Source organism: Falcatimonas sp. MSJ-15 (assembly GCF_018918265.1).
In the GTDB taxonomy this organism is placed as follows: domain Bacteria; phylum Bacillota; class Clostridia; order Lachnospirales; family Lachnospiraceae; genus Falcatimonas.
The window spans coordinates 14706-39985 of the sequence record NZ_JAHLQC010000007.1; the positions used below are offsets into that span (position 1 = coordinate 14706).

Consider the following 25280-nt stretch of genomic DNA (forward strand, 5'->3'; position numbering starts at 1 on the left):
TGGATGGGCGACAGACTTATGAAGAGTGATGTTGAGAAGATAAAACAGGAGATTGAACATAGAAAACTTGTAGAAAGACCAAAACTTATAGAAGCTGTTAAAGAAGCAAGAGCACAGGGAGATCTCAGTGAGAATTTTGAATATCACGCAGCTAAAAAAGATAAGAATCGTAATGAGAGCAGAATCAGATATCTTGAGAGAATGTTAAAGAATGCAGAAGTAATCGAAGACAATTCTAAAGAAGATGAAGTTGGACTTAATAATACTGTTGAAGTCTATTTTGAAGATGATGATGAGACAGAGACTTACAAGATAGTAACTTCAGTAAGAGGTAACTCACTTGGCGGTTATATAAGTATAGAATCACCTATAGGTAAAGCAGTTATGGGTAAGAAAGAAGGCGACAGAGTATACGTTGAAGTCAATGAAAAAGTCGGATATTATGTTGTAATCAAGAAAATTACCAAGACTGTTGATGATTCACAAGACCATATCAGAGGATATTAGACATTTTAAAAAGTAAAAAATAGTTGTCTTGCCACCGATAAAGAATATGGATCTATATTTTTTATCAGGTGGTGAGAGAATGGCGGAATTAATATATATAATACAAGTAATAGCTGTAATAACGTCTTTTATGGGGTTTTTGCTTGTATATAAACAAAGATCTTCAAAGACACAGAAACTGATGATGGCAGTTATGCTGTGTCTTTTTATATATAGTTATGGTTATCTGCTTGAGATTATGAGCGGAAGCCTTCTTGAAGCACTTATGGCAATAAGGATGGAATATCTTGGAATAGCATATATAGCTACATTCTATTTATTGTTTCTGGCATCATATCTTAACATACAATTTAATAGAATAATAGAAATGTGTCTCTTTTTTCATGATACATTGATAGTTCTTTTGGTTTTTTTGGTTAAATATAATAATATCTATTATAGAAATGTGCAATATGTATATACAGGTGTAATGCCACATATAAAACTTGTTCCAGGAATTATATATACATATAACTGCATTATTAATTTTGTACTTATGGGAACCGGACTTGGCTTTATAATATTTAAATATGTAAAAGCTGAGACTGATAAGAAGAAGAAATCACTTAGAACTATGTTATATGCGTCATGTATACCAATAATTGCATATATAATCGGAATACATAAGATGCTTGGTGATTATGATATAGTACCAGTTGGAATACTTGTGTCGATGATTATATTCATTGGAATTATTATGAAAGAGAGAATGTTCAGTATAACAGAGATGGCTTATGAACAGATAGTTCTTGATATGAACGAGCCTATAATAATAGCTGATAATGAATTCAATATAGTGCATAAGAATCATGAAGCAAAAAGAATATCATACAATTTTTCACAAGAATATGAAGAAGAACTTATAGAGAATATATGTACAACAGATTCACAGGAATATAGACTTAATGACAGATATTATCACAAACACATAACACGTATAGGAAGTGGTGACAGTACAGATGCATATGTAATAGTTCTTTTAGATATAACAAAGAGTAAAGAAGACTATGTAAAGATGGAGGAACTTCGCAATAAAGCTGATGCTGCGAATAGAGCAAAGAGCATATTTCTTGCTAATATGAGTCATGAGATTAGAACACCACTTAATGGAATTATTGGATATTGTGAGCTGCTTATGAATGATAATATAGATATGAGAGTAAGAGAGAGAGCACAAGGAATAGATGCTTCTGCTAAGATGCTCCTTACAATTTTTAATGAAGTTCTTGATATATCAAAGATTGAGCAGGGAACAGTTGAACTTAATGAAGAAGTATATAATACACAGTCTTTAATCAATGACATAATAAGTAATGCTATGTTTTTCATTAAGAATAATGGAATAGATATGAATTGCAATATATCCGAGAATATAGCATATAAGATGTATGGAGATATTGGTAAGATAAGACAGATTGTTAACAATACGCTTATAGGAGTGCAACAATATATAAATAAAGGAAAGATTGAGTTTAATGTATCACAGGAAAAAGTCGATGTGGATATATGTATATTGTGTTTTGAGATAGTTATTGAAGGAACATATATTAATTGTGATGAGATAATAAGAATCTATAATACACTTACAAGAAAAAACAATGTAGACAGTGAATTGTTAGATGAGACTAACATAGGTTTTTCAATATCAAAAGCATACGCAAAAGTTATGAAAGCAAGGATAAGACTTGAAATTCCGACAGAGAATGAGATAATAATAAAAATTGCCTTTAGACAGAAGATAAAAGATGAGCGTGAAATTGGTAGAATGCTATATGGAAGTGAACTAGATAGAACGGGCAAGAAGATAAGAGTAGAGAAAGCAGATATTCTGGTAGTTGATGACAACAGAGTTAATCTTGATGTTATGAGTGGATACTTTAGAACTTTTAACGTAGAACCAGACCTTGCATGCAGTGGTAAGGAAGCGATTGAATATACGCATAAGAAGAGATATGATATTATATTTCTTGACCAGATGATGCCTGTAATGGATGGACTCGAAACAGAGAGAGCGATTAGAAGAGAAGAAACTGATAGTGAAAATCATACGATAATAATAGCATTTACAGCTAATGCAATCAGTGGCGAGAGAGAAAAACTTCTTGCATCAGGGTTTGATGACTTTATATCAAAGCCAATAAGGATGTCAGAACTTAGTAATATTCTTGTTAAGTATCTTGATAAAAGTGTGATTACATATTGTGCTGGTAATGATAATGTTAGTGAAAAAGCCAAAGATAAGACTTTTGATATTCTAAAAGAACTAGGTATAGACGTAGAAAAAGCTTTGTCACTGTGTGATGAGAGTGTAATAGAATATGTGAACACACTAAAGATTAATGAGAAGTATAGTAAAGAAAAAATAATGCAGCTGACAGATTCGTATGAGAATAATAACATAGAAGATTATACAATTATAGTACATTCAGTGAAGAGTACACTTTATATGATAGGTGCCAAAGAATTGGGGGATGAAGCTAAAAGACTTGAGATGTCAGGTAAAGAAGGAAGAATAGAATATATAGATAATAATACAAAATCATTCATTGTGCGTTATGATGAACTTATGAATGGCATCAGAGAGTTTATTAAAGAATATGAGAATGACAAAGACAATGAAGCATATATAGATATACAGACGGATACACAAGATATGCATAGCAAAATAGATGTACAAGAGGATATAGAAACTGTGCATAGTGATGAAGACACGCAGGATGATGAAAAAGAGATGAAAAAGAACATATCAGATATGCTGGCACATGACAATTATGATGATGCAATTAATATGATCGAAGTACTTAAGATGTATACAAAAAAGGAGTGAAAATGTATGATTAATATTCTATCAATTGGTGATAATGCAATAATAGACGGCGAAGTAAGATATATGAATAACACGCTTTTATTTGTAACAGTAACAGAGCCACTTAAAGCGTTTAATTCTATAATAAAAAGTCCACCGGATATAATAATAATTGATATGACAGATGAGAAGCTTGATTCGCAGATGGTATTTGAGAGAATACGAAGAATACAGGCATCGAAGACAATGCCTGTAGTCCTTATAACAAGGAATGAAGATGATCCGGAATTTCGAAGATTACTTCAGGATGGAGTGACAAAAGCACTTAGAAGACCATATAAGATGGACGAATTGTATTATAAGATATTGCGTATACTTAATATTCATGCCGGAGATGTTAAGAAAAAGGTTCTGATAGTTGATGATGATCCTGCAATACTTGACACAGCAAGAATGTATCTTGATGCACAGTATGAAGTTATAACTAAATTAAGTGGAAAAGAGTGCCTTGAATATCTAAAAGACAATCTGGTAGATCTTATGATACTTGATATAGTTATGCCTGGCATGGATGGAATTGAACTTCTAAAAGAGATAAGAAAAGATAACAGACTTAAGAAGATTCCAGTATTATTTCAGACAGGTATGTGTGATAACAAGACAGTTACAGACTGTATGGAACTTCATCCACAGGGCTATACAGTAAAACCGATTGTAAAAAAAGATCTTATGTCTGTAGTAGGATCAATATTTCAGAAAAAAAGAGAGATTAGTATATGCTACATAGATGCAGATGCCACTAACAGAGCAGTTTTTAAAAAAATACTAAAAGCACCATATATACCTAATATAATGGAAGGAAGCATAATGACAGTTAATGCTGTTAATATAGAAAAGACATCATGTATTATTATCAATTATGATAATTCAATGTTTTGCCTGCCACCTATTAGGAGCAAACTTGCAAAGACAAGAATACCTGTTATACTTGTATCTAAGAATACAGCCAATTCGGCATTGCAAAAAGAATTATTAGAATATAAGACTTATGCATTGCCATTTCCAATAGATGCAGAAGCACTTAATAGAAAACTTGATGAACTAAAACTCTGATATGTGAGAATAAGTATAAGTATATGTTATAAAGTACTATATCAAGTTATAAGGCTGTAAGTAAAATACAGGTAGTAGTAATGCAATATATTATATATTGTAGATAAAATACAAGTGAAACAGATGGAGATAGACAGAATATGATTAAAATTATGGATATGCAGGGAATATATAAAGATATGGACTTTTATCGAGAATATCAATATACGATTAGTGATTGCACACAGATAGAAGGAACTAACTGTTATTGTGATGATGAAGCAAGACATGTACTTAGACAAATAATAGAAAGCGATACAGCTAAGATACGTTTTAGCGATTCAGGCAATTACCATTACCTTACAGCAATATATCTTGAGATGATACGAGAACCATTTTCTCTTATTGTATTTGATCATCATCCTGATATGCAATTATCAGCTTTTTCTGAGATATTGTCATGTGGGGGCTGGGTATGTGATGTATTGCTGAATAATAAGTATATACAGGATGTTATAATAATAGGTGTAAAGGATGAACTTATAGAACTTGCGGACGAAAGACTTAGAGACAGAGTGAGATTTATAAAAGAATCTGAACTTGAGACAGGGATAAAAGAGATACAAAAACTTAAGTCAGAGTATCCTATATACATATCAATAGACAAAGATGTTATGGATACAGAGAGCGTTATAACAAACTGGGATCAGGGAAGCCTTACAATAGATGGACAGATCAGATGCCTTGAAGCACTCATAGATAACAATAGCATAATCGGAGCTGATGTCTGTGGTGAACTTATGGCAGAAAATGGTATATATAACGATGCTGACGCAATTAAGAATAATGAATGTAACAAAAAGATACTTAAGGCGTTATACAGCGCATTTATATAAAAAAGGAGATGACATATGTGCTTGTTCTTAAAGCTAATAGTGAATTAAAAAAGACATATAATAAACTTGTAGCATCAACTAAGTCAAGGGTTGAATGGAGTGGTACATTTGTTGTTAATAATGATAATGTAATACTTCTTGGAACAGAGAAAAGTCTGGTATTTAGTATGGAGAAGAGAAAAGTCTTTGGCGATGTAGTTGAGATGCATATTGATGATAGTAAAGCATACATTGTAAATAGTGCAAAGCCTGGAATTGTCAGTTATTTAACTATTCCTTTATATGTTCTTGGTAAATGGGGTGCACTTAAAGGGCTTGTAGTAAACCACGATTATAAAAAACTTACGGAGATGTTTACTGCTATAGTTAAGAGCGTTGGAATAGAAGTAGATTTTACAGATAAGCATCTCTATTTTTATAAAAATGGGATAAGATTTGACTATGAAGACGTACTTAGTGAACTTATAAGAAATATAGAAGAGATGGAATCAGGCAATAGTAAAGAAACAGATGGACATAATGAATATAAGATGGGACTGTGGCGTAAGATAAAATGGATATCTGCAAGGGATAATTTTGCAAAAATGCCAAAACAAAACAGAGTTGAAGTATGTGATATTGGAAAGAACTTTTTCAGCGTTCCTTTTAAATGTCCATATTGTAGTAACAAATTATATATGGTAGTATTTGAAAAAAATAAGGAATATATAATAGAGACAGATGTGCAAAGAGTATATCTTGCAAGAGCATATACCTGTCCACATTGTCATAGTATGTTCACACCAAAACCTGATAAACTTTTGTCAGAAGGAGATATTTTTAAGATTGATTTTGAAGATGATGCAGTAGCATATGAGGATTATGCTTCACTTCTTAGCGATGCCGGTTCAAGAACGACTAATTATAATTTTAACAGATATGAGAATCAGCCAAAGAAAGAAGAAAACAAAGCAAAATCACATATAGAAGATTATGCAGATAATGACTATGACGAAGATAAGATTATAGAGATGATGGACAACAGCTTCTTTGATGAAGAAGATGTTAAAAAGAACAGAGATAAGATGCTTGATAAAGCAAAGAAGAAAAAAGGCATCTTAAGTGGAATAAAAAATAAAATGTCCCGTGATAATGATGAAGACTATGAAGAAGACAGTGATAACGAATTCACTTATGATTCAGAGTCAGATAATGACACTTATGATTACAAGTCGAATAATGCTTCTTATGATGGTGAGTCAGATAATGAAAAATCTTATGAAGATAACCAGGATTCTAATTATAGAAGCAACAATAATATAGAAGGTAAAAAGAACGACAATAAGAATGTTAATGGAAATAGACAAGATACAGACTCATATAATAATAATGACAATAACAATAAGAATACAAAAAGAGATAGCAACACAAGAATGGATAGCGATGTAACAGACAATAAGACTAAAAAAAATACACAACAAAGAAGAGTGTTATACAGAGGAACAGTATTAGAAGAGCCAGAAGAACTTATATACAAAGACGATGATAGTGATGAATTAAGAGTGCGGACACCTCGTACAGAAAGTGAGATTAGACAGCTTGTTGGTGTAGTTAAAGCTCTTAACTATGATGATACAAAAAAGATATTAGATGCGATATCAAAGAGTCCTGTTGAATATTTTAAACGACAACCTTATGTTGATGCAATTAAAAAAGCAGCAAAACTTAAAGCTGAAACAGAGATTAGAAAGAAGATGTCTGGCAGCGATAAGATGAATGCAAAGCAGATAACAGAACTTAAGAACCATACTGCAAAATATAGAGAAGATGCACCACATATAGTAAAACAGATAAAGTTTGCAGCAGATAATGTAAAACAGAATGAAAAAGCACAGATTGACAAGATAATGTCAAACTTCAAAGGAAGAAAAAGAGAAGATCTGAAAAAACTTAAAAAAGATCTTAAGGACAGAGGTTTTTCTGATGAATCATTAGAGCCATATATAAAGAGAATAGACGATTCTATACGAAAAAATGATGAAAAAGAGATAGACAAGCTGTGTCCTGATATTGCTAATATGTCATATGATGATGCACTATATGCTTATGATAAGATATCAAATGGAATGTATCTTCCGGAACTTAAAGACAATGCACTTATGATGCTTGACAAACGTCTTAGTATGATTAAAATTAATGAGAGTGATCTTTTAGTTAAAAAACTTAAGAAGATGATAGAACAAAAAGTAATAGATACTTCGCAGATACATTATTGTAATGCAAGACAGATTGCACTTGAAAGAGATAAAAAAACAATACTTAAGAGAAAAGACTATGAAAATGCAGATGATATAGAAGATATATCGCATAGAACTTTATCATCAGAAAGCTTATCACATGATACAAGAAACGATGATATAGATAAAAGCGAGATATCAGATATAATAATAAATAATGCACTTAAGAATTATGGATTTATTAAGAATAAGTATGAATATCCAATAGTTGTTTTTGATTCAAGCAGACAGTCAAATGGTAAGTCAGGCTTTATAATAACACCAGAGCATATATTTTATAAGAATGTAATTAATCCTGATAAGATATATATTGCAAATATTGCAAAAGTTGAAGCGGAGAAGAAGCTCTTTGGGAAAGGTCTTATAGTAGAGCTTATTAACAAAAATAAGATAAAACTTCCATCAGGAGCAGGTTCAAAGAATATGACAGAACTTGCAGGCGTACTTACAGAATTCATCAATTATCTGAAAGAAAAGCCTGAATCAAGAGATCTTAAGTATATGGCAAGAACTGATCACAAAGTAAAATGCTGTTACAGGTGTGGATATACTTTCACTGAAGGTAACGTATGTCCAAAATGTGGTAATGTGCAGAGATAAAAATAGTGTAGTTAATTGCGAAAATATATTTTAACCGAAAGTACGCCCTATTAACTTTACTATATTACCGCAGTAGGCACTCTCGCTTCATTGCAAACGTAGCAGTACTAAGCTCACTATACATCTTAAGATGTATAGTGAGCTTAGTACTGACGATTGCAAAGACTACTGCTTGCAATATAGTAAAGTTATAGGGCTGTTTGCAAATATAGTTTCGCAATTAAAAATAATGCAGAGATAAGGAGAAAATATAATGTTTGTAAAAAATAGTGAATGTAGAATAACTGATTGTGAACCTGGAGTAACAAGAAAGATTTTAGCATATTCGGATGAACTTATGATGTGTGAGATTACATTTGAAAAAGGTGCAAGAGGTAATGTACATAGTCATGAACATCTTCAGATAACATATATAGCTGAAGGAAGTTTTGAATTCACAATAGATGGAGAGACTAAGATAGTTAATAAAGGTGACAGTGTATATATGCCATCTAACAGTGTTCATGGAGTAGTATGTCTTGAAGCGGGTAAACTTGTAGATGTATTCAATCCTATGAGAAAGGATTTTTTGAAATAGTATGAGACAAGAAGATTTTAAGATGGAGAGACCCGGTCTTGTTAATGTCGGTGACAGAGTTGAGATAACAGAAGGAAAACTTCCTAATGCATGGTACTATACAGTTGAGCCGGCCGTTGCTATGTCAGGAAACTATACTTTTAGAGAAAAGATAAAATCAAAAGAAGGAATAGTAAAGGATATAAAAGAGACTGACAGAGGTTTCTATATAACTGTTGCGTTTGATGAATAGTACTTATATAACAATATATGTAAATGTATAAAAATATACACATGCAGATACATAGACATGTATATGCTATGAAAGGACTGTGTATTTAATGATATTTGTATTATGGAATATTGCGACAAATATTACTATAAAAAATGCACAAATCATACCTAAAAGAATAATGATGTTATAGACAAGTTTAACAAAATTAAGAAAAATGATAAAAAAGTTAACACAAATGACAATCACTAGTTTATAATATACAAAGATGCTTTAATGCATTAAAAAATTGATATAACATAGCAGGTTACATTGCAGAGCAGCAGGTAACATCGAAGCTTTGCGATATCAAAATATATTAATATTATATCTAGGGGGAAACTGATATATGTCATACACAGACGAGATTTATAACAGGGTTGTTGAGCAGAACCCAGGCGAACCAGAATTTCATCAGGCAGTTAAAGAAGTATTAGATTCTTTAAAAGTAGTAATTGATGCCAATGAAGAAAAATACCGTAAATTAGGAGTTCTTGAACGTATTGTAGAACCTGAGAGAATTATCTCTTTCAGAGTACCTTGGGTTGATGACAACGGACAGGTACAGGTTAACAAAGGATACCGTGTACAGTTTAACAGTGCAATCGGACCATACAAGGGTGGTTTAAGACTTCATCCATCAGTTAACCAGGGAATTTTAAAATTCTTAGGATTTGAACAGATCTTCAAAAACTCACTTACAGGACTTCCAATCGGTGGTGGTAAAGGTGGTTCAAACTTCGATCCTAAGGGTAAATCAGACAGAGAAGTAATGGCATTCTGCCAGAGCTTTATGACTGAATTATCTAAGTACATCGGAGCTGATCAGGACGTTCCAGCCGGAGATATCGGTGTTGGTGCAAGAGAAATCGGATATCTTTACGGACAGTACAAGAGACTTACAGGATTATATGAAGGTGTATTAACAGGTAAAGGACTTTCATATGGCGGTTCTTTAATCCGTACACAGGCTACAGGATATGGTCTTGTATACATCTTAAAAGAGATGTTAGAGCATAACAATCAGTCACTTGAAGGTAAGACAGTAGTCGTATCTGGTTCAGGTAACGTTGCTATCTATGCTACAGAAAAAGCTCAGCAGTTAGGTGCAAAAGTAGTAGCATTAAGTGATTCAAACGGATTCGTATATGACGAAAACGGAATCAACCTTGACGTAGTTAAAGAGATCAAAGAAGTACGTCGTGGAAGAATCAAAGAATATGTTGAAAAAGTTCCAACAGCTAAATATACAGAAGGAAAAGGAATCTTTAAGATCAAATGTGATATCGCATTACCATGTGCTACACAGAATGAACTTGACTTAGAAGATGCTAAAGCTCTTAAAGCTAATGGCTGTTTCGCAGTTGCAGAAGGTGCTAATATGCCTTCAACAAGAGAAGCTACAGATTTCTTCCTTGCTAATGATATGTTATTCATGCCTGGTAAAGCTGCTAATGCAGGTGGTGTTGCAACAAGCGCACTTGAGATGAGCCAGAACAGCATGAGACTTAGCTGGACAAGCGAAGAAGTTGATGAGAAACTTAAAGGTATCATGAAAGGTATCTTTGCAAAAGTTGACGCAGCTTCAAAGAAATACAACTTAGAAGGCAACTATGTAGCAGGTGCTAATATTGCTGGTTTCGAAAAAGTTGTAGATGCTATGCTTGCACAGGGAATTTGCTAATATAAATTTTCCTGAATAGCTATGCTTACATACAGTATAGATATATAATATAACAAAGAGGTTCACATTAGACTATTTTTGTTGCAGATTTAAGTTTATATTTATATGCTTAGTATCTGTGATGACTATTGGATAATGTGAACCTTTGTTAATATGTGCAATATTTTTTATATGTGCAACTGCTAAAATATGTACTGTTTTTATTATATATGCAACTTACATAGTTCAGAATGCAACTTACCCTGATTAATTTGATATAGTGAATAACTTTTATTATGCTGAATATAAGATAGATATTGGAAACATATAAGACAAATATCAAAGATTGAAAGAACATTGTTATTAAGAGAATATTGGTGTTAGACAAATATTAATAAAGTGGAGGAAGAATATATGGAAGATATAATAAAAGTTCAGCATTTAAAAAAATATTTTAAAGGAGTAAGAGCTGTTAATGATGTAAGCTTTAATGTAAAATCAGGCGAGCTTTTTGGTTTTCTTGGTGTTAATGGAGCTGGAAAGTCAACTGTCATTAATATGATGTGTACGCTGTTTAAACCGACTTCGGGTGATATCGAAATATGTGGATATAAAGTTGGCAAAGATGATGCAGAGATTAGAAAAGAGATAGGCGTTGTCTGGCAGAATAACTGTCTTGACGGCAGACTTACAGTTAAAGAGAATATATGTGTGAGAAGTGCACTTTATGATATGGAAGAAAAGGTTGATAAAGTGTGTGAAATTATGGAACTTACGGAGGTATGGAATAGAAGATACAAGGATTTGTCTGGTGGACAAAAGAGAAGATGTGAGATAGCAGCAGCACTTGTTAATTCACCAAAAATACTTTTTCTTGATGAACCAACAACAGGGCTTGATCCGGCTACTAGAAAAATAGTATGGAATAATATTAACCGTCTTAGAAAGGAGAATAAAGTAACAGTATTTCTGACAACACATTATATGGAAGAAGCTAATGAGGCAGACAGAATAGTAATAATTGATGCAGGTAGAATAAAAGCGCAGGGAACTCCTTTTGAACTAAAAGAAAAATATACAACAGATGTTCTTAGAATTATTACAAGAATGGAAAGAAATAAAGAATTTGAAGATTATCTTGTAAAGAAAAATGGAGAATATAAGTATAAGCGAAAAGATAATATATATGAGATAGATATTAATAAAAGTACAGATGCAATAGAACTGCTATATGTTATGAAAGATAGCATCGAAGGTTTTGAGATGATGAATGGAACACTTGATGATGCATTTCTTAATATAACAGGAAAGGTGGTAAACGATTATGAATAAAATATTTTATCTCACAAAAAGAAATTGTCTTGTATATTTAAGAGACAGGAGTGCAGTTTTTTTCTCAGTAATGTCAACACTTATTGCGTTAGGACTTATGGTAGTATTCTTAGGTAAAATGAATAGTGAAAATGTCATATATATTTTGGAAGATTATTCTAGTATGGTAATAACAGAAACAGACAGAATGAATGTGTCATATCTTATACAGATGTGGACGCTTGCAAGTATGCTATCTATTAATACTGTTACAGTAGCTTTTACAGTTATAGGTACAATGATTAATGATGAAACAGCAGGAAAGATAATGGCATTTTATATAACACCGGTAAAAAGACTGTATCTGGCACTTGGATATATAATGTCAGCATGGATTATATCAGCAGGAATGAGTGTATTTACGCTTGTGATTGGGGAGATATATTTTGTAATGCAGGGATATGAACTACTTACAGTTAAAATTTTACTAAAGATTATAATGGAAGTTACTGTAAGTGCATTCACATTTTCAGCTATTGGTTATGTTATGGCATTATGTGTGCACAGTAACAGTGGTTGGAGTGGAGTGCTTACAATTACTGGCACACTTGTTGGATTTGCAAGTGGGATATACATACCAATATCACAGTTTTCACATACAATACAAGCAATAGTAAAAGTTACACCTTTTTTACATAGTGCAGCAATTCTTAGAAAAACAGCAACAGCAGATATTATTGTCAAAACCTTTAAGAATGTTCCTGATGAGGTTATGCAGGCATATTGTGATAAGATGTCAATAGATGTTATAATTAATGAGGAAATATGGAATGAGAGGCAACAGATTATTCTGATTCTTGTGTATTCAGTAGCAGCTATTTTGATAGCGGTGACTATTACTAAAAAAAGAAAGTTAAAAGACAGATAGAAAGGTGTGAACAGCGTGAAGATCACAATACAGGATTGTGAGAGTAGTGAGGAAGAAGAGATAATTATAAAGTGTCATTCTGTGGATGAACAGTTATTAAAGATGATTTATGCAATTAAAAATGGCAGAGATAAGATAACTGTATATAAGGAAGATAAGTTTTTTCGCATTAGTCCAAAAGATATATATTATTTTGAAGCAGTTGATAATAAAGTTTTTGCATATATGGAAAAAGAAGTATATGAGACGAAGTATAGGCTTTATGAGTTGGAGGAAAAATTTGCAAATACAGATTTTTTCAGGGCAACGAAGTCGACTATAATTAATCTTGTACATGTAAAAAATTTCGCACCGTCATTAGGGGGCAGATACGAGGCATATATGAAAAATAGCGAAAAACTTATTATCTCACGACAGTATGTAGCAGACCTTAAGAGTAAGCTTGGAATAAAAAATTGATACTAATACTGATATATGGTGAATGAGACATGGTTATAAGACTAAGGAGGCAATAATGAAAAAATTTTGCTATATAATGAAAAAATTTACTGAGATTACAACAGGAGAGCTTATTGCAGTTACAGTATTTACAAATATTATATATAAAGTCGATGTGATAGAGTCAGATATGCTTTGGCAGATTCTTGTAACTTCGTTATTATGTGCGCTAAGTATAGTTATATATCCGGATGTTGTTGTGAGCAGAAGAAAAGCGATAACCCTAAGTATAGTGCATTATTTAATAATTGTATTGATAGTTATGTTAAGTGGCTATGAGTATAATTGGTATGCTATTAACTCAGCGAGAAGTATTACATATATTTTAACAACCATAACAATAGTATTTGTAATAATATCTGCAATATCATGGAAAAAATCTGCAATAGAAGCCGATAAAATGAATAAGAAACTAGAAGAATATCATAATGATAATTTTAATGCAGAATAAAAGTATTAGAATGATACTGATTGATAGAATTTAGATAATTTATACGGTTAATGATAATGGTGTACGTTGGAGGCGTTTTATATGGTAAAATCGTCAGATGTAAAGCAGTTTTATGAAAAATATATGGATAACATAGAACGGGAGAATAAGATTCAGGCAGATATGCGTGATTTTAGCATACCGGAAGAAGAATGGAAGATTAGACTAAGAGAGAATTCCATTGAGAGAAGAAAGATATATCTTGAAAACGAAAATCTGATATATAGTATCATGAAGCCATTCATAGATGGAGAAGAAGAATTCACAGATGAACTTGGTGATGCAATACTAAAATATATGGATCTGCTTTCAAGAGCTGATGTTCAGAATATTAATATTACAATAGGTATTCTTGACAAGATTATAGATTACTATAAAAAAAGAGATAATCTTCATTCATATATGAAAGCGTGTTATTATAAGGCATTTTTTGAGCAGAAATGTGGAGATATATCTAACTATTATACAGCCTATGAATATTTTACCAAAGTTACAATTCATAAGGATGAGTTTGAAAAATCAGATTATGATATAAAAGAGATAATAGTATATTCATTCGTAAACAGAGTATACTGTTCAGCACTTAGCATAAGAAAAGGCGATGATAATAAAGAAGCTCTTTTGGCACTTGATGAAGCAGAAGAATTTTTTTCCAAAAAAGAAGTTATTGAATGTGGTGAAGAATTTGATTTTGACAGAATGCTTATAAGAGCAAAGAGAGTATTTGTATCAGTTGCTAATGATCTTTTTTTTGATAATGAAGATGATATTGACAAGAATAGACAGTATATCAACAGAGCATTCGAAAAAGCAACAGAACTCTTTGATTATGAGACAGAAGTTAATCCGGATAATATATCAATAAAACTTGTGGCAGACTATACTTATCTTAAATATCTTATAGGATTGTATGGAAAACATGAATTTTTTAATGAGATATATACATTTTATATAAAAAAGAGAAAAAAAGCATTGTCAGAGCCTGGAATGGTAAAATCATTAGTAATCAACGTTGCACCGTTAGTTGTAAGATTCTGCGACTGTTCGGATATGACATGGCAGGGAAGACAGGAAGTAAAATTTGATATACTTAATGATCTGTGCGATGTATATGCCAATCATGAGATAAAGACACAGAATTATTATGTGAATCAAAAAGTCTGGAAAGTACTTGATAGTATCCTTAGGACAACTTCGGAAAATGATTTTGCCAAACATTGCATTATAGATATAGCGGTTATGTCGGATGCTGAATCTGCGATACATGCAGTTATGGTAAGAAAGATAGCGATGGCACTGGCAGAGAAAATATTTGAATTAAGACCGGAGATATTAGTGGATAATAATTATACTACTGTAGAAAGTGTGCTAAAAGAACATAAGAATATAATGAATTATATAAATGATGCAGCAGTTCTACATGATATAGGTAAAAGTCTGTGCTTTGAGAAAGTTAATAATTACTTCAGAAAGATTACAGAAGCAGAATTTGAGATAATAAAGAGACATCCTGTAGATGGAGCAATGCTTCTTGATAAAGTACCATTAATGTCAAAATACAGAGATATATGTTATTATCATCATAAATACTATAATGGAAAAGGTGGTTATCCAGAGGATGCAGATAATACCAGGTCGGATAAAAAAATATATGTTGATTTAATTACAATTGCTGATACAATAGACTCAGCGACTGATAGTATAGGAAGAAGTTATAATGCTTCAAAGAGTCTTAAAGTTGTTCTTTGTGAACTCAAAGATGGCAAAGGAACAAGATATAACCCCGATATTGTTGAGCTTATCGAAGAGAATAGAGAGTTGTTTGAAGTACTTAAGAGAATAACATTGAGAGAAAGAGAAGATATATATTATCAGATATACAAAAGATTTTCTTAGTATATGCTTTACAAAATGGATAATATGCTAAGCTGATTAGATAAACTAAGCAGGTATATAATCAATACAAAGTAATAAAGGAGAGAGATATGAGAGAACTATTATATAAGTATGGGCGAGGGGATTTTAGAACATTTGACGAGGGCATAGAGCGAGAATGGCTTATGACTAATGGAATAGGTGGATTTGCGAATCAGTCTATAATAGGGGCGAATCAGAGAATATTCAGTGGATATCTTATAGCTTCACTTAATCCACCTATAGACAGATATACAGTATTCTCTTCAACACACGAATGTCTGCGTATTAACGGAAGAGAATTTGATTTTACGTCACAGGAATATCCGGGATATATAAAAGAAGGACAAAGATATATGGTATCTTTTGAATATAATGGTGTTCCAACATACACATACAAAGTTCATGATGTAACTGTTAAGAAGACAGTATCATTAGTATATGGAAGAAATAAAGCAGTTGTATGTTATGACATAAAGGGTGGTAATGCAAAAAGTGAACTTACAATAACACCATTATTTACAATACGACCATTTGACAAACCGGCACTTGCTAATGAAGTCAAACTTGGATATGAGATCCATGATGACCATAGTATAAGCCTTACATCTGATATATATAAGGATATCACAACTAATGTATATGTATCATCAGGAAGAATAGTAGAACGCAATACTTATAAGACATCAATGGCAGAACCGGACTTTACTATTGATGCTAATGAATATTATAGAATTGATGGACGTAATGGTTTTCTTGGAGTTGACAATCAGTTTACACCGATAGATATTGTAAGAACTGTAGAACCACATGAGAATGTGAAATTGTATATAAGCTGCAAGGTAGCAGATGGAATATCATGGGATGAAGAATTAGATGGATTTACAGAACGAGATGAGTATATTAACAGGATAAATCATCTTATGGCATCAGTTGACAATTCAGATACATTTGTGAGAAAATTAAGTGCAGCAGCTGATAATTTTATAGTTGACAGAAAGTCAACCGGACTAAAGACAATACTTGCAGGTTTCCCATGGTTTGCGGACTGGGGAAGAGATACAATGATTGCACTTACAGGACTTACACTTTGTACTGGAAGATATAATGATTGCGCACAGATACTTGAATCATTTTCAAAATATGAGAAAAATGGACTTATACCTAATGTATTTCCAAATACGCAGTCAGAAGAACCAATGTATAATACAATAGATGGTTCGATGTGGTATTTTTATGCAGTATATAAGTATCTTAAATATACAGATACATTTGAAAGTTTTGAATTTGTAAAAGATAAGATATATTCAGTACTTAAGAATATAATAAGAGCATATGAGAACGGAACAGAATATGGCATTCACATGGATGATGATTATATGATTATGGGTGGAAGTGATCTTGATCAGCTTACATGGATGGATGTAAGAGTTGGTGAGATAGTTGTAACACCAAGGCACGGTAAAGCTGTTGAGATTAATGCACTGTGGTATAATGCCCTTAAGATAATGGAATGGCTGTCAGAGCGATTCGAAGATATCGAAGGACATGAACACTATGAACATCTTGCAATGAGAGTAAAAGAGAATTATACAAAAGTTTTCTGGAATGAGAAAAAAAGCTGCCTTAATGATGTTATTGATGAATATGGCGTTGCAGATGATTCAATAAGACCTAATCAGATATTTGCAGTATCACTTCCTTTTGAACTCCTTGATGGCGAGAAAGCACATAAGGTTGTTGATAAAGTATATGAAGAACTTTATACACCATATGGACTTAGAAGTCTTGGACGTAATGAGAAGGGATACAAAAAAGAATATATCGGAAAACTTTTTGACAGAGATATGGCTTATCACATGGGTACAGTATGGGCATATCTATTTGGACCATTTATAACAGCATATACTAAAGTTAATGATCACGCAGACTGGGCGGTTATGGAGGCTTATGATATGTGCCAGATATTCGGCCTTCATCTTAATGATGGATGTATAAATGGTGTCAGTGAGATATTTGATGGAGACTTTCCATCAACAGGACGTGGCTGTTATTCACAGGCATGGAGTGTTGGTGAATTGATAAGATGTTACTATGAAGATGTACTTCCATATATGTAGAATATTCAATTAGAATGTACAGGTATTTAGTTGAATTGATATACTAATATATGTTATAAAGTTTTTATATGGTATTAACAGAGCTATGAGTGGTTAGTAATGTATATAATATTGATATAGACAAGGAAACTGATATTAGTAAAATAGTACTATGATGAGTGAATAAAGTACACTAGGAAGCAAAATACATAGGATAAAAGACCTAGAATGGTTGGATAAAAGCAGGGCTAAAAACAGGATTTAGTGCAAAAAAAGCACGAAAAAACTTGTTTTTAGCTCTTGTTTATTTTTTTGAAGTGTGATAGAATTAAGAAAAACCGAAAAACGAATTAAAGTTTTCAAGTTTCCACAAATGTAAAGGAGTAATTATGGACGTAAAAGAGAGAATAATAGGAGCAACAATAGAAGAATTTAACGAGAAAGGAATTAAATTTACAATGGACAGTCTTGCAAAGAGACTTTCTATGAGTAAAAAAACTTTATATTCAGTATTTGCCAACAAGGAGACACTTTTAAGAGAAACTGTTAGTTGTGGATTTGGAGATATAAAAGCTGCAGAGAGAAAGATTTTAGAAGATGATACACTTGATGTAGTAGATAAGTTAAGAAGAATTATTATCGTACTTCCTGATAAATATCAGGCTATTGATTTTAGAAAATTATCAACTTTAAAAGGAAAATACCCTGACATATATTATGAGATAGCATCAAAGATTGAAGGTGGCTGGGAACCTGTATTTGAACTTTTCAATCAGGCAATCGCAGAAGGAAAAGTAAAAAATGTTAACTTATATGTAATTAAATCAATTATAAGTGGTGCAATGGAGAATTTTATTAGTACAGAAGAACTTTCAGAACATCAGGTTGAGTATGGTGAGGCACTTGAGATCCTTATCAACGTAGTTATGGATGGAATTGTAGTTAAGGGGGAATAGTGTAATGGAGTCACTTTTTTATATTAATAATGACTGGAAGTTCGCTTTCACTTATGAAGAGGGAATGACAGAAGATGATTACGATGAGAGTAAGATGGAGGATGTCCGAATCCCACATACAGTAAAAGTGACGCCATATAATTGTTTTGATGAAAGCTGCTATCAGACGATAGCAGCCTATAGAAGATGGATAGATGCACCAAAAGACTGGCAGAACAAGAGAGTATTCTTAAGATTTGAAGCTATTGCACATATATCACAGGTATATGTAAATGGCCAGTTGTGTGCAGAACATAGATGTGGATATACAGAATTTAAAGCTGAGATAAGCGAATATCTTAATTTTGGAGAGAAGAACCTTATAGCGGTTGTTGTTAATACAAGAGAAGACAGTAATGTTCCACCTTTTGGTAATGTAATTGATTATATGACATACGGTGGTATATATAGAGATGTTAGTATTGAAGTTAAGAACAGACATTATATTGATGATGTATTTGTTAAGACGTCAGGTAAGAAGATTGAAGCAGAACTTTCATTTGATGAAGAATTAAAAGAGATTATAACAGTCAAGACATACATTAGAAGATGGAATCCACAGTCAGAAGAAGAGTTTGAACAACTTACAGTTGGCAATGTGGATATAATAGGAATAAGCAGAATAGAATGCGAGTATGACAAGGCTGAATTATGGGATATAGATACTCCTAACCTATATGAGTTCAAGACAGAACTTTGTATGGAAGGAGAATTAATTGATAGTAAGATAGTAAGATTTGGTTTTAGAAAATGTGAATTTAAGTCAGATGGTTTTTATCTTAATGACAGAAAAGTAAAATTAAGAGGATTAAATAGACATCAGTCTTATGCTTATGTAGGTTATGCGATGCCGAAAAGAGCACAGGTTAATGATGCAGATATATTAAAATATGAATTGAGTGTTAATGCTGTAAGAACATCACATTATCCTCAGTCACACTATTTTATAGATCGTTGTGATGAACTTGGACTTTTAGTATTCACAGAGATTCCGGGCTGGCAGTACCTTGGTGATAAAGAATGGAAAAAACAGGTTGTTCAAAATACTATAGATATGGTAAAATACTATAGAAATCATCCGTCAATTATCATTTGGGGCGTTAGAGTTAATGAGTCACAGGATGATGATGAATTATATAGGGAAACAAATCGTATTGCACATACAATGGATCCAACAAGGAGTACAGGAGGTGTAAGATTTTTACAAAAGAGCAGCCTTCTTGAGGATGTGTATACATATAACGATTTTGTACATAATGGTACAAATAGAGGACTTGATGATAAAAAAACAGTAACATCTGATTTAGATAAGGCATATCTTGTTACGGAATATAATGGTCATATGTTCCCAACTAAGATGTTTGATTGTGAAGAACATAAGACAGAGCATTGTAAGAGACATGCAACAGTACTTAATGCATTATATCATAATGAAGATATAGCAGGTGGTTTTGGATGGTGTATGTTTGATTATAATACTCATAAAGATTTTGGTAGTGGAGACAGAATATGCTATCATGGTGTACTTGATATGTTCCGTAATAAGAAACCTGCAGCCGAAGTATATGCAAGTCAGGGAGATACAGATAATATTCTCTTTGTATCTTCATCAATGGATATCGGTGAGCATCCTGCAGGCTATATAGGAGATGTGTTCATATATACTAATGCTGATTCTGTAAGAGTATATAAGAACGATGAATTCGTAAAAGAATTCACACCAGATAAAGAGACTTTTGGTGCAATGCCACATCCACCTGTAATCGTTAATGATTTTGTTGGTGAACTTATGGCTAAGCATGAGAATATGAGTGATAAGAATGCTGAAGCAATAAAAGAAGTTTTATTTGCGATAGCAAAATATGGACAGAATGACTTACCTTTTAAGATAAAGACTAAGATGCTTAAATTGATGATGACAGAGCACCTTACTTTTGAATATGGCCTAAATCTCTATTATAAATATATAGGTAACTGGGGTGCTAATGTTACTACATATAGATTTGAGGCAGTCAAAAACGGAGAGGTAGTTAAGTCTGTTGTGAAAAAACCGGGTACCAGAGCGGATCTTATCTGTACAGTTGATACTAATGTATTATGTGAGGATAACACATATGATGTTGCATCAGTGAGAATTGTTGCAATAGATGAGAATGGTAATCATCTTCCATTCTATATGCAGCCGGTAAAACTTGAAGTTCAGGGACCAATTGAGATAATAGGACCTGATGTAATTAATATGGTAGGAGGAGCATTTGGTACATATGTAAAGACTATAGGTGAGAAGGGAGATGCAAAGCTCACACTTACAACTCCATCTGGTATTACAAAGACTATAGATTTTGTAGTCAGATAACAATGGAGGAAAAAATGGGATGGACAACAAATTAACTAAGAAGACCAAATTTAGTTTTGGTATTGGTGCAATTGGTAAAGACATGGTCTATATGATTGTATCGGCGTTTTTACTTTACTATTACAACACAGTGCTTGGGATAAGTGCTACATTTATTGGTGTTGTATTCATGGCGGCGAGAATATTTGATGCTTTTAACGATCCGATTATGGGAATTATCGTCGAGAAGACTAATACTAAGATGGGTAAATTCAGACCATGGATTTTAACAGGTACAATACTTAATGCATTTGTACTATATGCTATGTTTAATGTTCCTGAATCATTACATGGTAAAGGGCTTCTTATATATGCGTCACTTGCGTATGTACTATGGGGTGTAACATATACAATTATGGATATACCTTATTGGTCAATGATACCTGCAATAACTGATAATGCCAAAGATAGAGAAGATGTATCAGTAATAGCGAGAATGTTTGCTGGATTTGGTTCAGCAATACCAACAGTTCTCACAACAATAATCGTTCCTATCCTTGGTAAAGGCAATGAGAGAGCAGGATATGGAAGATTTGCACTTTTAATAGCTATTATATTCGTTATAGCTATAATCATAACAGTGCTTAATGTAAAAGAAGTTGCTAAAGTATCTAACAAGACAAATAGTGTAAAAGATATGGTAAGTGCGCTTGTAAGAAATGATCAGGCACTTATAGTTGTTGTTGCAATTATAGTATTCAATGCATCATTGTATCTTACACAGCAGCTTGCATTATATTTTTTCAAATTTGATATTGGACATGAGAACTATTATAGTATATTTGCTGCAGTCGGTGGTGCCATACAGCTTATAGCGATGAGTACATTCACTGTATTAAGAAAAAAATTTAGTAGAATACAGATATTTACAGGTGCAGTAGCATCATCATTCTTTGGATATATGTGTATGTTCTTATTAAGTTGTATTGGTATAACACATATTGTAGCACTTTTAATAGCAGCAGCATTTATATTCTTTGGATTTGGGCTTGTTACAGTACTTACAACAATATTCTTATCAGATACTGTAGATTATGGTGAATATAAGAATGGAAGAAGAGATGAGAGTGTTGTATTCTCATTACAGACTTTTGTTGTCAAGTTAGCATCAGCAATTTCAGGACTTATCGCAGGTGTTGGAATTGATATTATAGGATTTGATAAAGATGCCACAGTTCAGTCAACAGCAACGCTATTTGGATTAAGATGTATAATGCTTATAATACCTTTAGCAGGAATTCTTGTAACAATGTTGTATTTTAGAGCAAAATATAAACTTACTGAACAGAGAGTTGAAGAGATCAAAGAACAGTTAAAAGAGCAGACAGTTGAAGAACTAAAAGAACAGAGATAATAAAATATATAATGCAGGATAGAGGGGTCAAAATAATTTTGGCCCTTCTGCTGTTATGGAGGTAATAAACATGATATTCAATAAAGAAAAATTATATGTTATTAGTACAGATACAACATCATATGCATTAGAAGTTATGGAGACAGGACATCTTGAACATCTGTTTTATGGAGGTAGGATAGAAGTATGCGATGCTCTTCCACTTAGAGAGAAGAGAGAATTTCCAGAAGGTAATGCTGTGTCATATAGTAAAGATTATTCTGGATTATGTATGGAGAATGCTAATCTTGAGATTGGAACAACGGGTAAAGGTGATATAAGAGAACCTTTTATAGTAATAGAATATGCAGATGGAACATATACATCTGATTTTTGCTTTGAAAAAGCAGAGATTATGAAAAAAACAGCAATTAGAGGACTCCCATCTTCATACGATGAGAATGGAGAAACAGAGAGTCTTGTAATTACACTTAAAGAGAAGAATCATGATGTAGAATTAGTACTTACATATTCGGCATTTGAGCAGGCTGATTGTATAGTAAAACAGGCAACAGTAGTTAATAATAGTAAAGACAATATAAAGCTTAAAAAACTTATGAGTAATCAGATAGATTTTGATGATAATGGATATATTATTACTAACTTTACAGGAGCATGGGCAAGAGAGATGAACAGAACAGATACACCTTTGTATAGTGGAAAGTTTGTAAATGAATCAAAATGTGGATTTTCAAGTAATAGAAATAATCCATTTGTAATGATGGCAGACGCAAATACAAGTGATTATGCAGGGGAATGTTATGGATTCAATCTTATATATAGTGGTAATCATTATTCATGTGCGGAAGTTAATGCTTATGGCAAGACAAGATTTGTAAGTGGAATTAATCCGTTTTTATTCGAGTATATAATAGAACCGGAACAGAGCTTTGATGCACCAGAATCGGTAATGACTTATTCGGAACAAGGATATATGCGATTAAGTCATAATATGCATAAGTTTGTAAGAGAGCATATTGTAAGAGGTAAGTATAAGAGAGAAGAAAGACCGGTTCTTATTAACAGTTGGGAGACAGCTTACTTCAAATTCAATGAGGCAAAACTTTTAAAACTTGCCAAAGCGTCTAAGAATGTAGGTATTGAATTATTCGTTCTTGATGATGGATGGTTCGGAAAGAGAGATTCAGATAATTGTTCACTTGGCGATTGGAAGGAGAATCTTAAGAAACTTCCACAAGGATTAAAGGGACTTTCGGAGAAGATTAATGAACTTGGAATGAAATTTGGTATATGGGTAGAACCGGAGATGATTAATGAGGACAGCGAATTGTATAGAAGACATCCTGAATATGCAGTTAAGATTCCTCTAAGGCAACATTCAGAAGGCCGTAATCAGATGATGTTAGATCTTACAAGACAGGAAGTAAGAGATTATATCATTAATGAGATGAGATATGTATTCTCACAGGGCAATATTGAATATGTAAAATGGGATATGAACAGAGTATTCTCTGATATATATTCTGAGAGTCTTGCAGGAAGAAGTCAGGGCGAATTTATGCACAGATATATTCTTGGATTATATTATATATTAGATATTCTTACAAAAGAGTTCCCTGATATTCTCTTTGAAAGTTGTGCATCGGGTGGTAACAGGTTTGATCTTGGCATGATGTGTTATATGCCACAGGTATGGGCAAGTGATAATACAGATCCTATATGCAGAACAACGATACAGAATGGAATTAGTTATGGATATCCTATGTCTGTTGTATCAGCACATGTCTCATCAAGTCCTAATCACCAGACATTAAGAAGAACTCCGCTTGAGACAAGATATAACGTTGCAGCAGCAGGAATTCTTGGCTATGAACTTAATATTGCAGAGATGGGCAAGGAAGAGACAGAAGCAGTTAAAGTTCAGATAGATACATATAAGAGATATAGACAGACACTTCAATATGGAGATTATTACAGACTTGATGAGAGTGATGGCGCAATTAAGTGGATAACTGTATCAAAGGATAAAAAGACAGCAATAGGGATGTGTATTAATACAATGACTAATCCTAATAAAGCATATCTTAAGTTCAGAACCAGAGGACTTAAAGATGAATTAACATATAGAGTTAAGAATTGTAAAGTGCCAGTTGACATAAGAGATTTTGGAAGTCTTGTTAATACAGTTTCGCCAATACATTTAAAAGAAGATTCGTTGTTAATAGATGTTGCAGCACGATTTGTTAATTTTAACTGTGAGAATGATGAATTTATTGCAAAAGGAAGTCTTCTTAATAATGCCGGAATGAAATTGTCACAAGGTTATGCAGGAACAGGATTCAACGATAAGACAAGAATATTCAAAGATTATGCATCAAGAATGTATATATTTGAGGCATAGGTATATTAAGTGCTGTTATATTTAAGCAAGAATTGATGAAAAAGCTAGTAAGCAAAAGTTAATATAAAGAGCGATAGAAAAAAGTAATAGGAAAAATTAATAGAAAAGACAATAGAAAAGACAATAGAAAAAGCTCCGGTAGACTAAGAATTGCTCTACCAGAGCTTTTCTTATGCTCTAAACTCTATT

At 32.6% G+C, this 25280-nt stretch carries 18 protein-coding genes; all 18 read left to right on the plus strand.

Annotated features, from left to right (window positions below; translation table 11 throughout):
• Nucleotides 1-3: 3 nt before the first annotated feature.
• Complete coding sequence (greA, locus tag KQI85_RS06650; protein ID WP_216575304.1) at nucleotides 4-507, plus strand: transcription elongation factor GreA; 504 nt, start codon at nucleotides 4-6, stop codon at nucleotides 505-507.
• Nucleotides 508-586: 79 nt separating this feature from the next.
• Nucleotides 587-3373 (plus strand): histidine kinase N-terminal 7TM domain-containing protein, encoded by a 2787-nt coding sequence (locus KQI85_RS06655; RefSeq protein WP_216575305.1) that lies wholly within the window; start codon nucleotides 587-589, stop codon nucleotides 3371-3373.
• A 6-nt stretch (nucleotides 3374-3379) separates the two neighbouring features.
• Complete coding sequence (locus KQI85_RS06660) at nucleotides 3380-4465, plus strand: response regulator (RefSeq protein ID WP_216575306.1); 1086 nt, start codon at nucleotides 3380-3382, stop codon at nucleotides 4463-4465.
• A gap of 140 nt (nucleotides 4466-4605) precedes the next feature.
• Nucleotides 4606-5340 (plus strand): arginase family protein, encoded by a 735-nt coding sequence (locus tag KQI85_RS06665; RefSeq protein ID WP_216575307.1) that lies wholly within the window; start codon nucleotides 4606-4608, stop codon nucleotides 5338-5340.
• A gap of 17 nt (nucleotides 5341-5357) precedes the next feature.
• Nucleotides 5358-8216 carry a hypothetical protein gene (locus KQI85_RS06670; protein ID WP_216575308.1) on the plus strand — a complete coding sequence of 953 codons (2859 nt, stop codon included), beginning with the start codon at nucleotides 5358-5360 and terminating at the stop codon, nucleotides 8214-8216.
• A gap of 253 nt (nucleotides 8217-8469) precedes the next feature.
• The gene (locus KQI85_RS06675; RefSeq protein WP_216575309.1) at nucleotides 8470-8793 is read left to right on the plus strand and encodes a cupin domain-containing protein; all 324 of its coding nucleotides are present in this window, start codon (nucleotides 8470-8472) and stop codon (nucleotides 8791-8793) included.
• A gap of 22 nt (nucleotides 8794-8815) precedes the next feature.
• Nucleotides 8816-9025 carry a hypothetical protein gene (locus KQI85_RS06680; protein WP_371820562.1) on the plus strand — a complete coding sequence of 70 codons (210 nt, stop codon included), beginning with the start codon at nucleotides 8816-8818 and terminating at the stop codon, nucleotides 9023-9025.
• A 367-nt stretch (nucleotides 9026-9392) separates the two neighbouring features.
• Nucleotides 9393-10727 carry an NADP-specific glutamate dehydrogenase gene (gdhA, locus tag KQI85_RS06685; RefSeq protein ID WP_216575311.1) on the plus strand — a complete coding sequence of 445 codons (1335 nt, stop codon included), beginning with the start codon at nucleotides 9393-9395 and terminating at the stop codon, nucleotides 10725-10727.
• 393 nt (nucleotides 10728-11120) lie between these two features.
• A complete protein-coding gene (locus tag KQI85_RS06690; RefSeq protein WP_216575312.1) occupies nucleotides 11121-12038 on the plus strand; it encodes an ABC transporter ATP-binding protein in 918 nt (305 codons plus the stop codon).
• Nucleotides 12031-12945 (plus strand): ABC transporter permease, encoded by a 915-nt coding sequence (locus tag KQI85_RS06695; protein WP_216575313.1) that lies wholly within the window; start codon nucleotides 12031-12033, stop codon nucleotides 12943-12945. The genes KQI85_RS06690 and KQI85_RS06695 overlap by 8 nt, the downstream gene beginning before the upstream one ends.
• A 15-nt stretch (nucleotides 12946-12960) precedes the next feature.
• Nucleotides 12961-13404, plus strand: coding sequence for a LytTR family DNA-binding domain-containing protein (locus tag KQI85_RS06700; protein WP_216575314.1), 444 nt, complete (start codon nucleotides 12961-12963; stop codon nucleotides 13402-13404).
• Between the two features lie 55 nt (nucleotides 13405-13459).
• Nucleotides 13460-13894 carry a DUF3021 family protein gene (locus tag KQI85_RS06705; protein WP_216575315.1) on the plus strand — a complete coding sequence of 145 codons (435 nt, stop codon included), beginning with the start codon at nucleotides 13460-13462 and terminating at the stop codon, nucleotides 13892-13894.
• 81 nt (nucleotides 13895-13975) lie between these two features.
• Complete coding sequence (locus tag KQI85_RS06710; RefSeq protein ID WP_216575316.1) at nucleotides 13976-15829, plus strand: HD-GYP domain-containing protein; 1854 nt, start codon at nucleotides 13976-13978, stop codon at nucleotides 15827-15829.
• 89 nt (nucleotides 15830-15918) lie between these two features.
• The gene (locus KQI85_RS06715; RefSeq protein WP_216575317.1) at nucleotides 15919-17967 is read left to right on the plus strand and encodes an amylo-alpha-1,6-glucosidase; all 2049 of its coding nucleotides are present in this window, start codon (nucleotides 15919-15921) and stop codon (nucleotides 17965-17967) included.
• Nucleotides 17968-18335: 368 nt separating this feature from the next.
• Nucleotides 18336-18902: a TetR/AcrR family transcriptional regulator gene (locus KQI85_RS06720; protein ID WP_216575318.1), complete on the plus strand. Its 567-nt coding sequence runs from the start codon at nucleotides 18336-18338 to the stop codon at nucleotides 18900-18902.
• 4 nt (nucleotides 18903-18906) lie between these two features.
• Nucleotides 18907-21297, plus strand: coding sequence for a glycoside hydrolase family 2 TIM barrel-domain containing protein (locus tag KQI85_RS06725; RefSeq protein ID WP_216575319.1), 2391 nt, complete (start codon nucleotides 18907-18909; stop codon nucleotides 21295-21297).
• Nucleotides 21298-21316: 19 nt separating this feature from the next.
• Nucleotides 21317-22690, plus strand: a complete 1374-nt coding sequence (locus tag KQI85_RS06730) for a glycoside-pentoside-hexuronide (GPH):cation symporter (protein WP_216575320.1) — start codon at nucleotides 21317-21319, stop codon at nucleotides 22688-22690.
• Between the two features lie 70 nt (nucleotides 22691-22760).
• A complete protein-coding gene (locus KQI85_RS06735) occupies nucleotides 22761-25091 on the plus strand; it encodes an alpha-galactosidase (protein WP_216575321.1) in 2331 nt (776 codons plus the stop codon).
• Nucleotides 25092-25280: the final 189 nt, after the last annotated feature.

Excerpts from the sequence above, each read along its gene's own strand:
- KQI85_RS06735 (WP_216575321.1), top strand. The coding sequence starts at position 22,761 with ATGATATTCAATAAAGAAAAATTATATGTTATTAGTACAGATACAACA.
- KQI85_RS06715 (WP_216575317.1), top strand. The coding sequence starts at position 15,919 with ATGAGAGAACTATTATATAAGTATGGGCGAGGGGATTTTAGAACATTT.
- KQI85_RS06705 (WP_216575315.1), top strand. The coding sequence starts at position 13,460 with ATGAAAAAATTTTGCTATATAATGAAAAAATTTACTGAGATTACAACA.
- KQI85_RS06710 (WP_216575316.1), top strand. The coding sequence starts at position 13,976 with ATGGTAAAATCGTCAGATGTAAAGCAGTTTTATGAAAAATATATGGAT.
- KQI85_RS06730 (WP_216575320.1), top strand. The coding sequence starts at position 21,317 with ATGGACAACAAATTAACTAAGAAGACCAAATTTAGTTTTGGTATTGGT.
- KQI85_RS06720 (WP_216575318.1), top strand. The coding sequence starts at position 18,336 with ATGGACGTAAAAGAGAGAATAATAGGAGCAACAATAGAAGAATTTAAC.
- KQI85_RS06660 (WP_216575306.1), top strand. The coding sequence starts at position 3,380 with ATGATTAATATTCTATCAATTGGTGATAATGCAATAATAGACGGCGAA.
- KQI85_RS06675 (WP_216575309.1), top strand. The coding sequence starts at position 8,470 with ATGTTTGTAAAAAATAGTGAATGTAGAATAACTGATTGTGAACCTGGA.
- KQI85_RS06725 (WP_216575319.1), top strand. The coding sequence starts at position 18,907 with ATGGAGTCACTTTTTTATATTAATAATGACTGGAAGTTCGCTTTCACT.
- KQI85_RS06655 (WP_216575305.1), top strand. The coding sequence starts at position 587 with ATGGCGGAATTAATATATATAATACAAGTAATAGCTGTAATAACGTCT.
- KQI85_RS06680 (WP_371820562.1), top strand. The coding sequence starts at position 8,816 with ATGGAGAGACCCGGTCTTGTTAATGTCGGTGACAGAGTTGAGATAACA.
- gdhA (WP_216575311.1), top strand. The coding sequence starts at position 9,393 with ATGTCATACACAGACGAGATTTATAACAGGGTTGTTGAGCAGAACCCA.
- KQI85_RS06665 (WP_216575307.1), top strand. The coding sequence starts at position 4,606 with ATGATTAAAATTATGGATATGCAGGGAATATATAAAGATATGGACTTT.
- greA (WP_216575304.1), top strand. The coding sequence starts at position 4 with ATGGGCGACAGACTTATGAAGAGTGATGTTGAGAAGATAAAACAGGAG.
- KQI85_RS06695 (WP_216575313.1), top strand. The coding sequence starts at position 12,031 with ATGAATAAAATATTTTATCTCACAAAAAGAAATTGTCTTGTATATTTA.
- KQI85_RS06690 (WP_216575312.1), top strand. The coding sequence starts at position 11,121 with ATGGAAGATATAATAAAAGTTCAGCATTTAAAAAAATATTTTAAAGGA.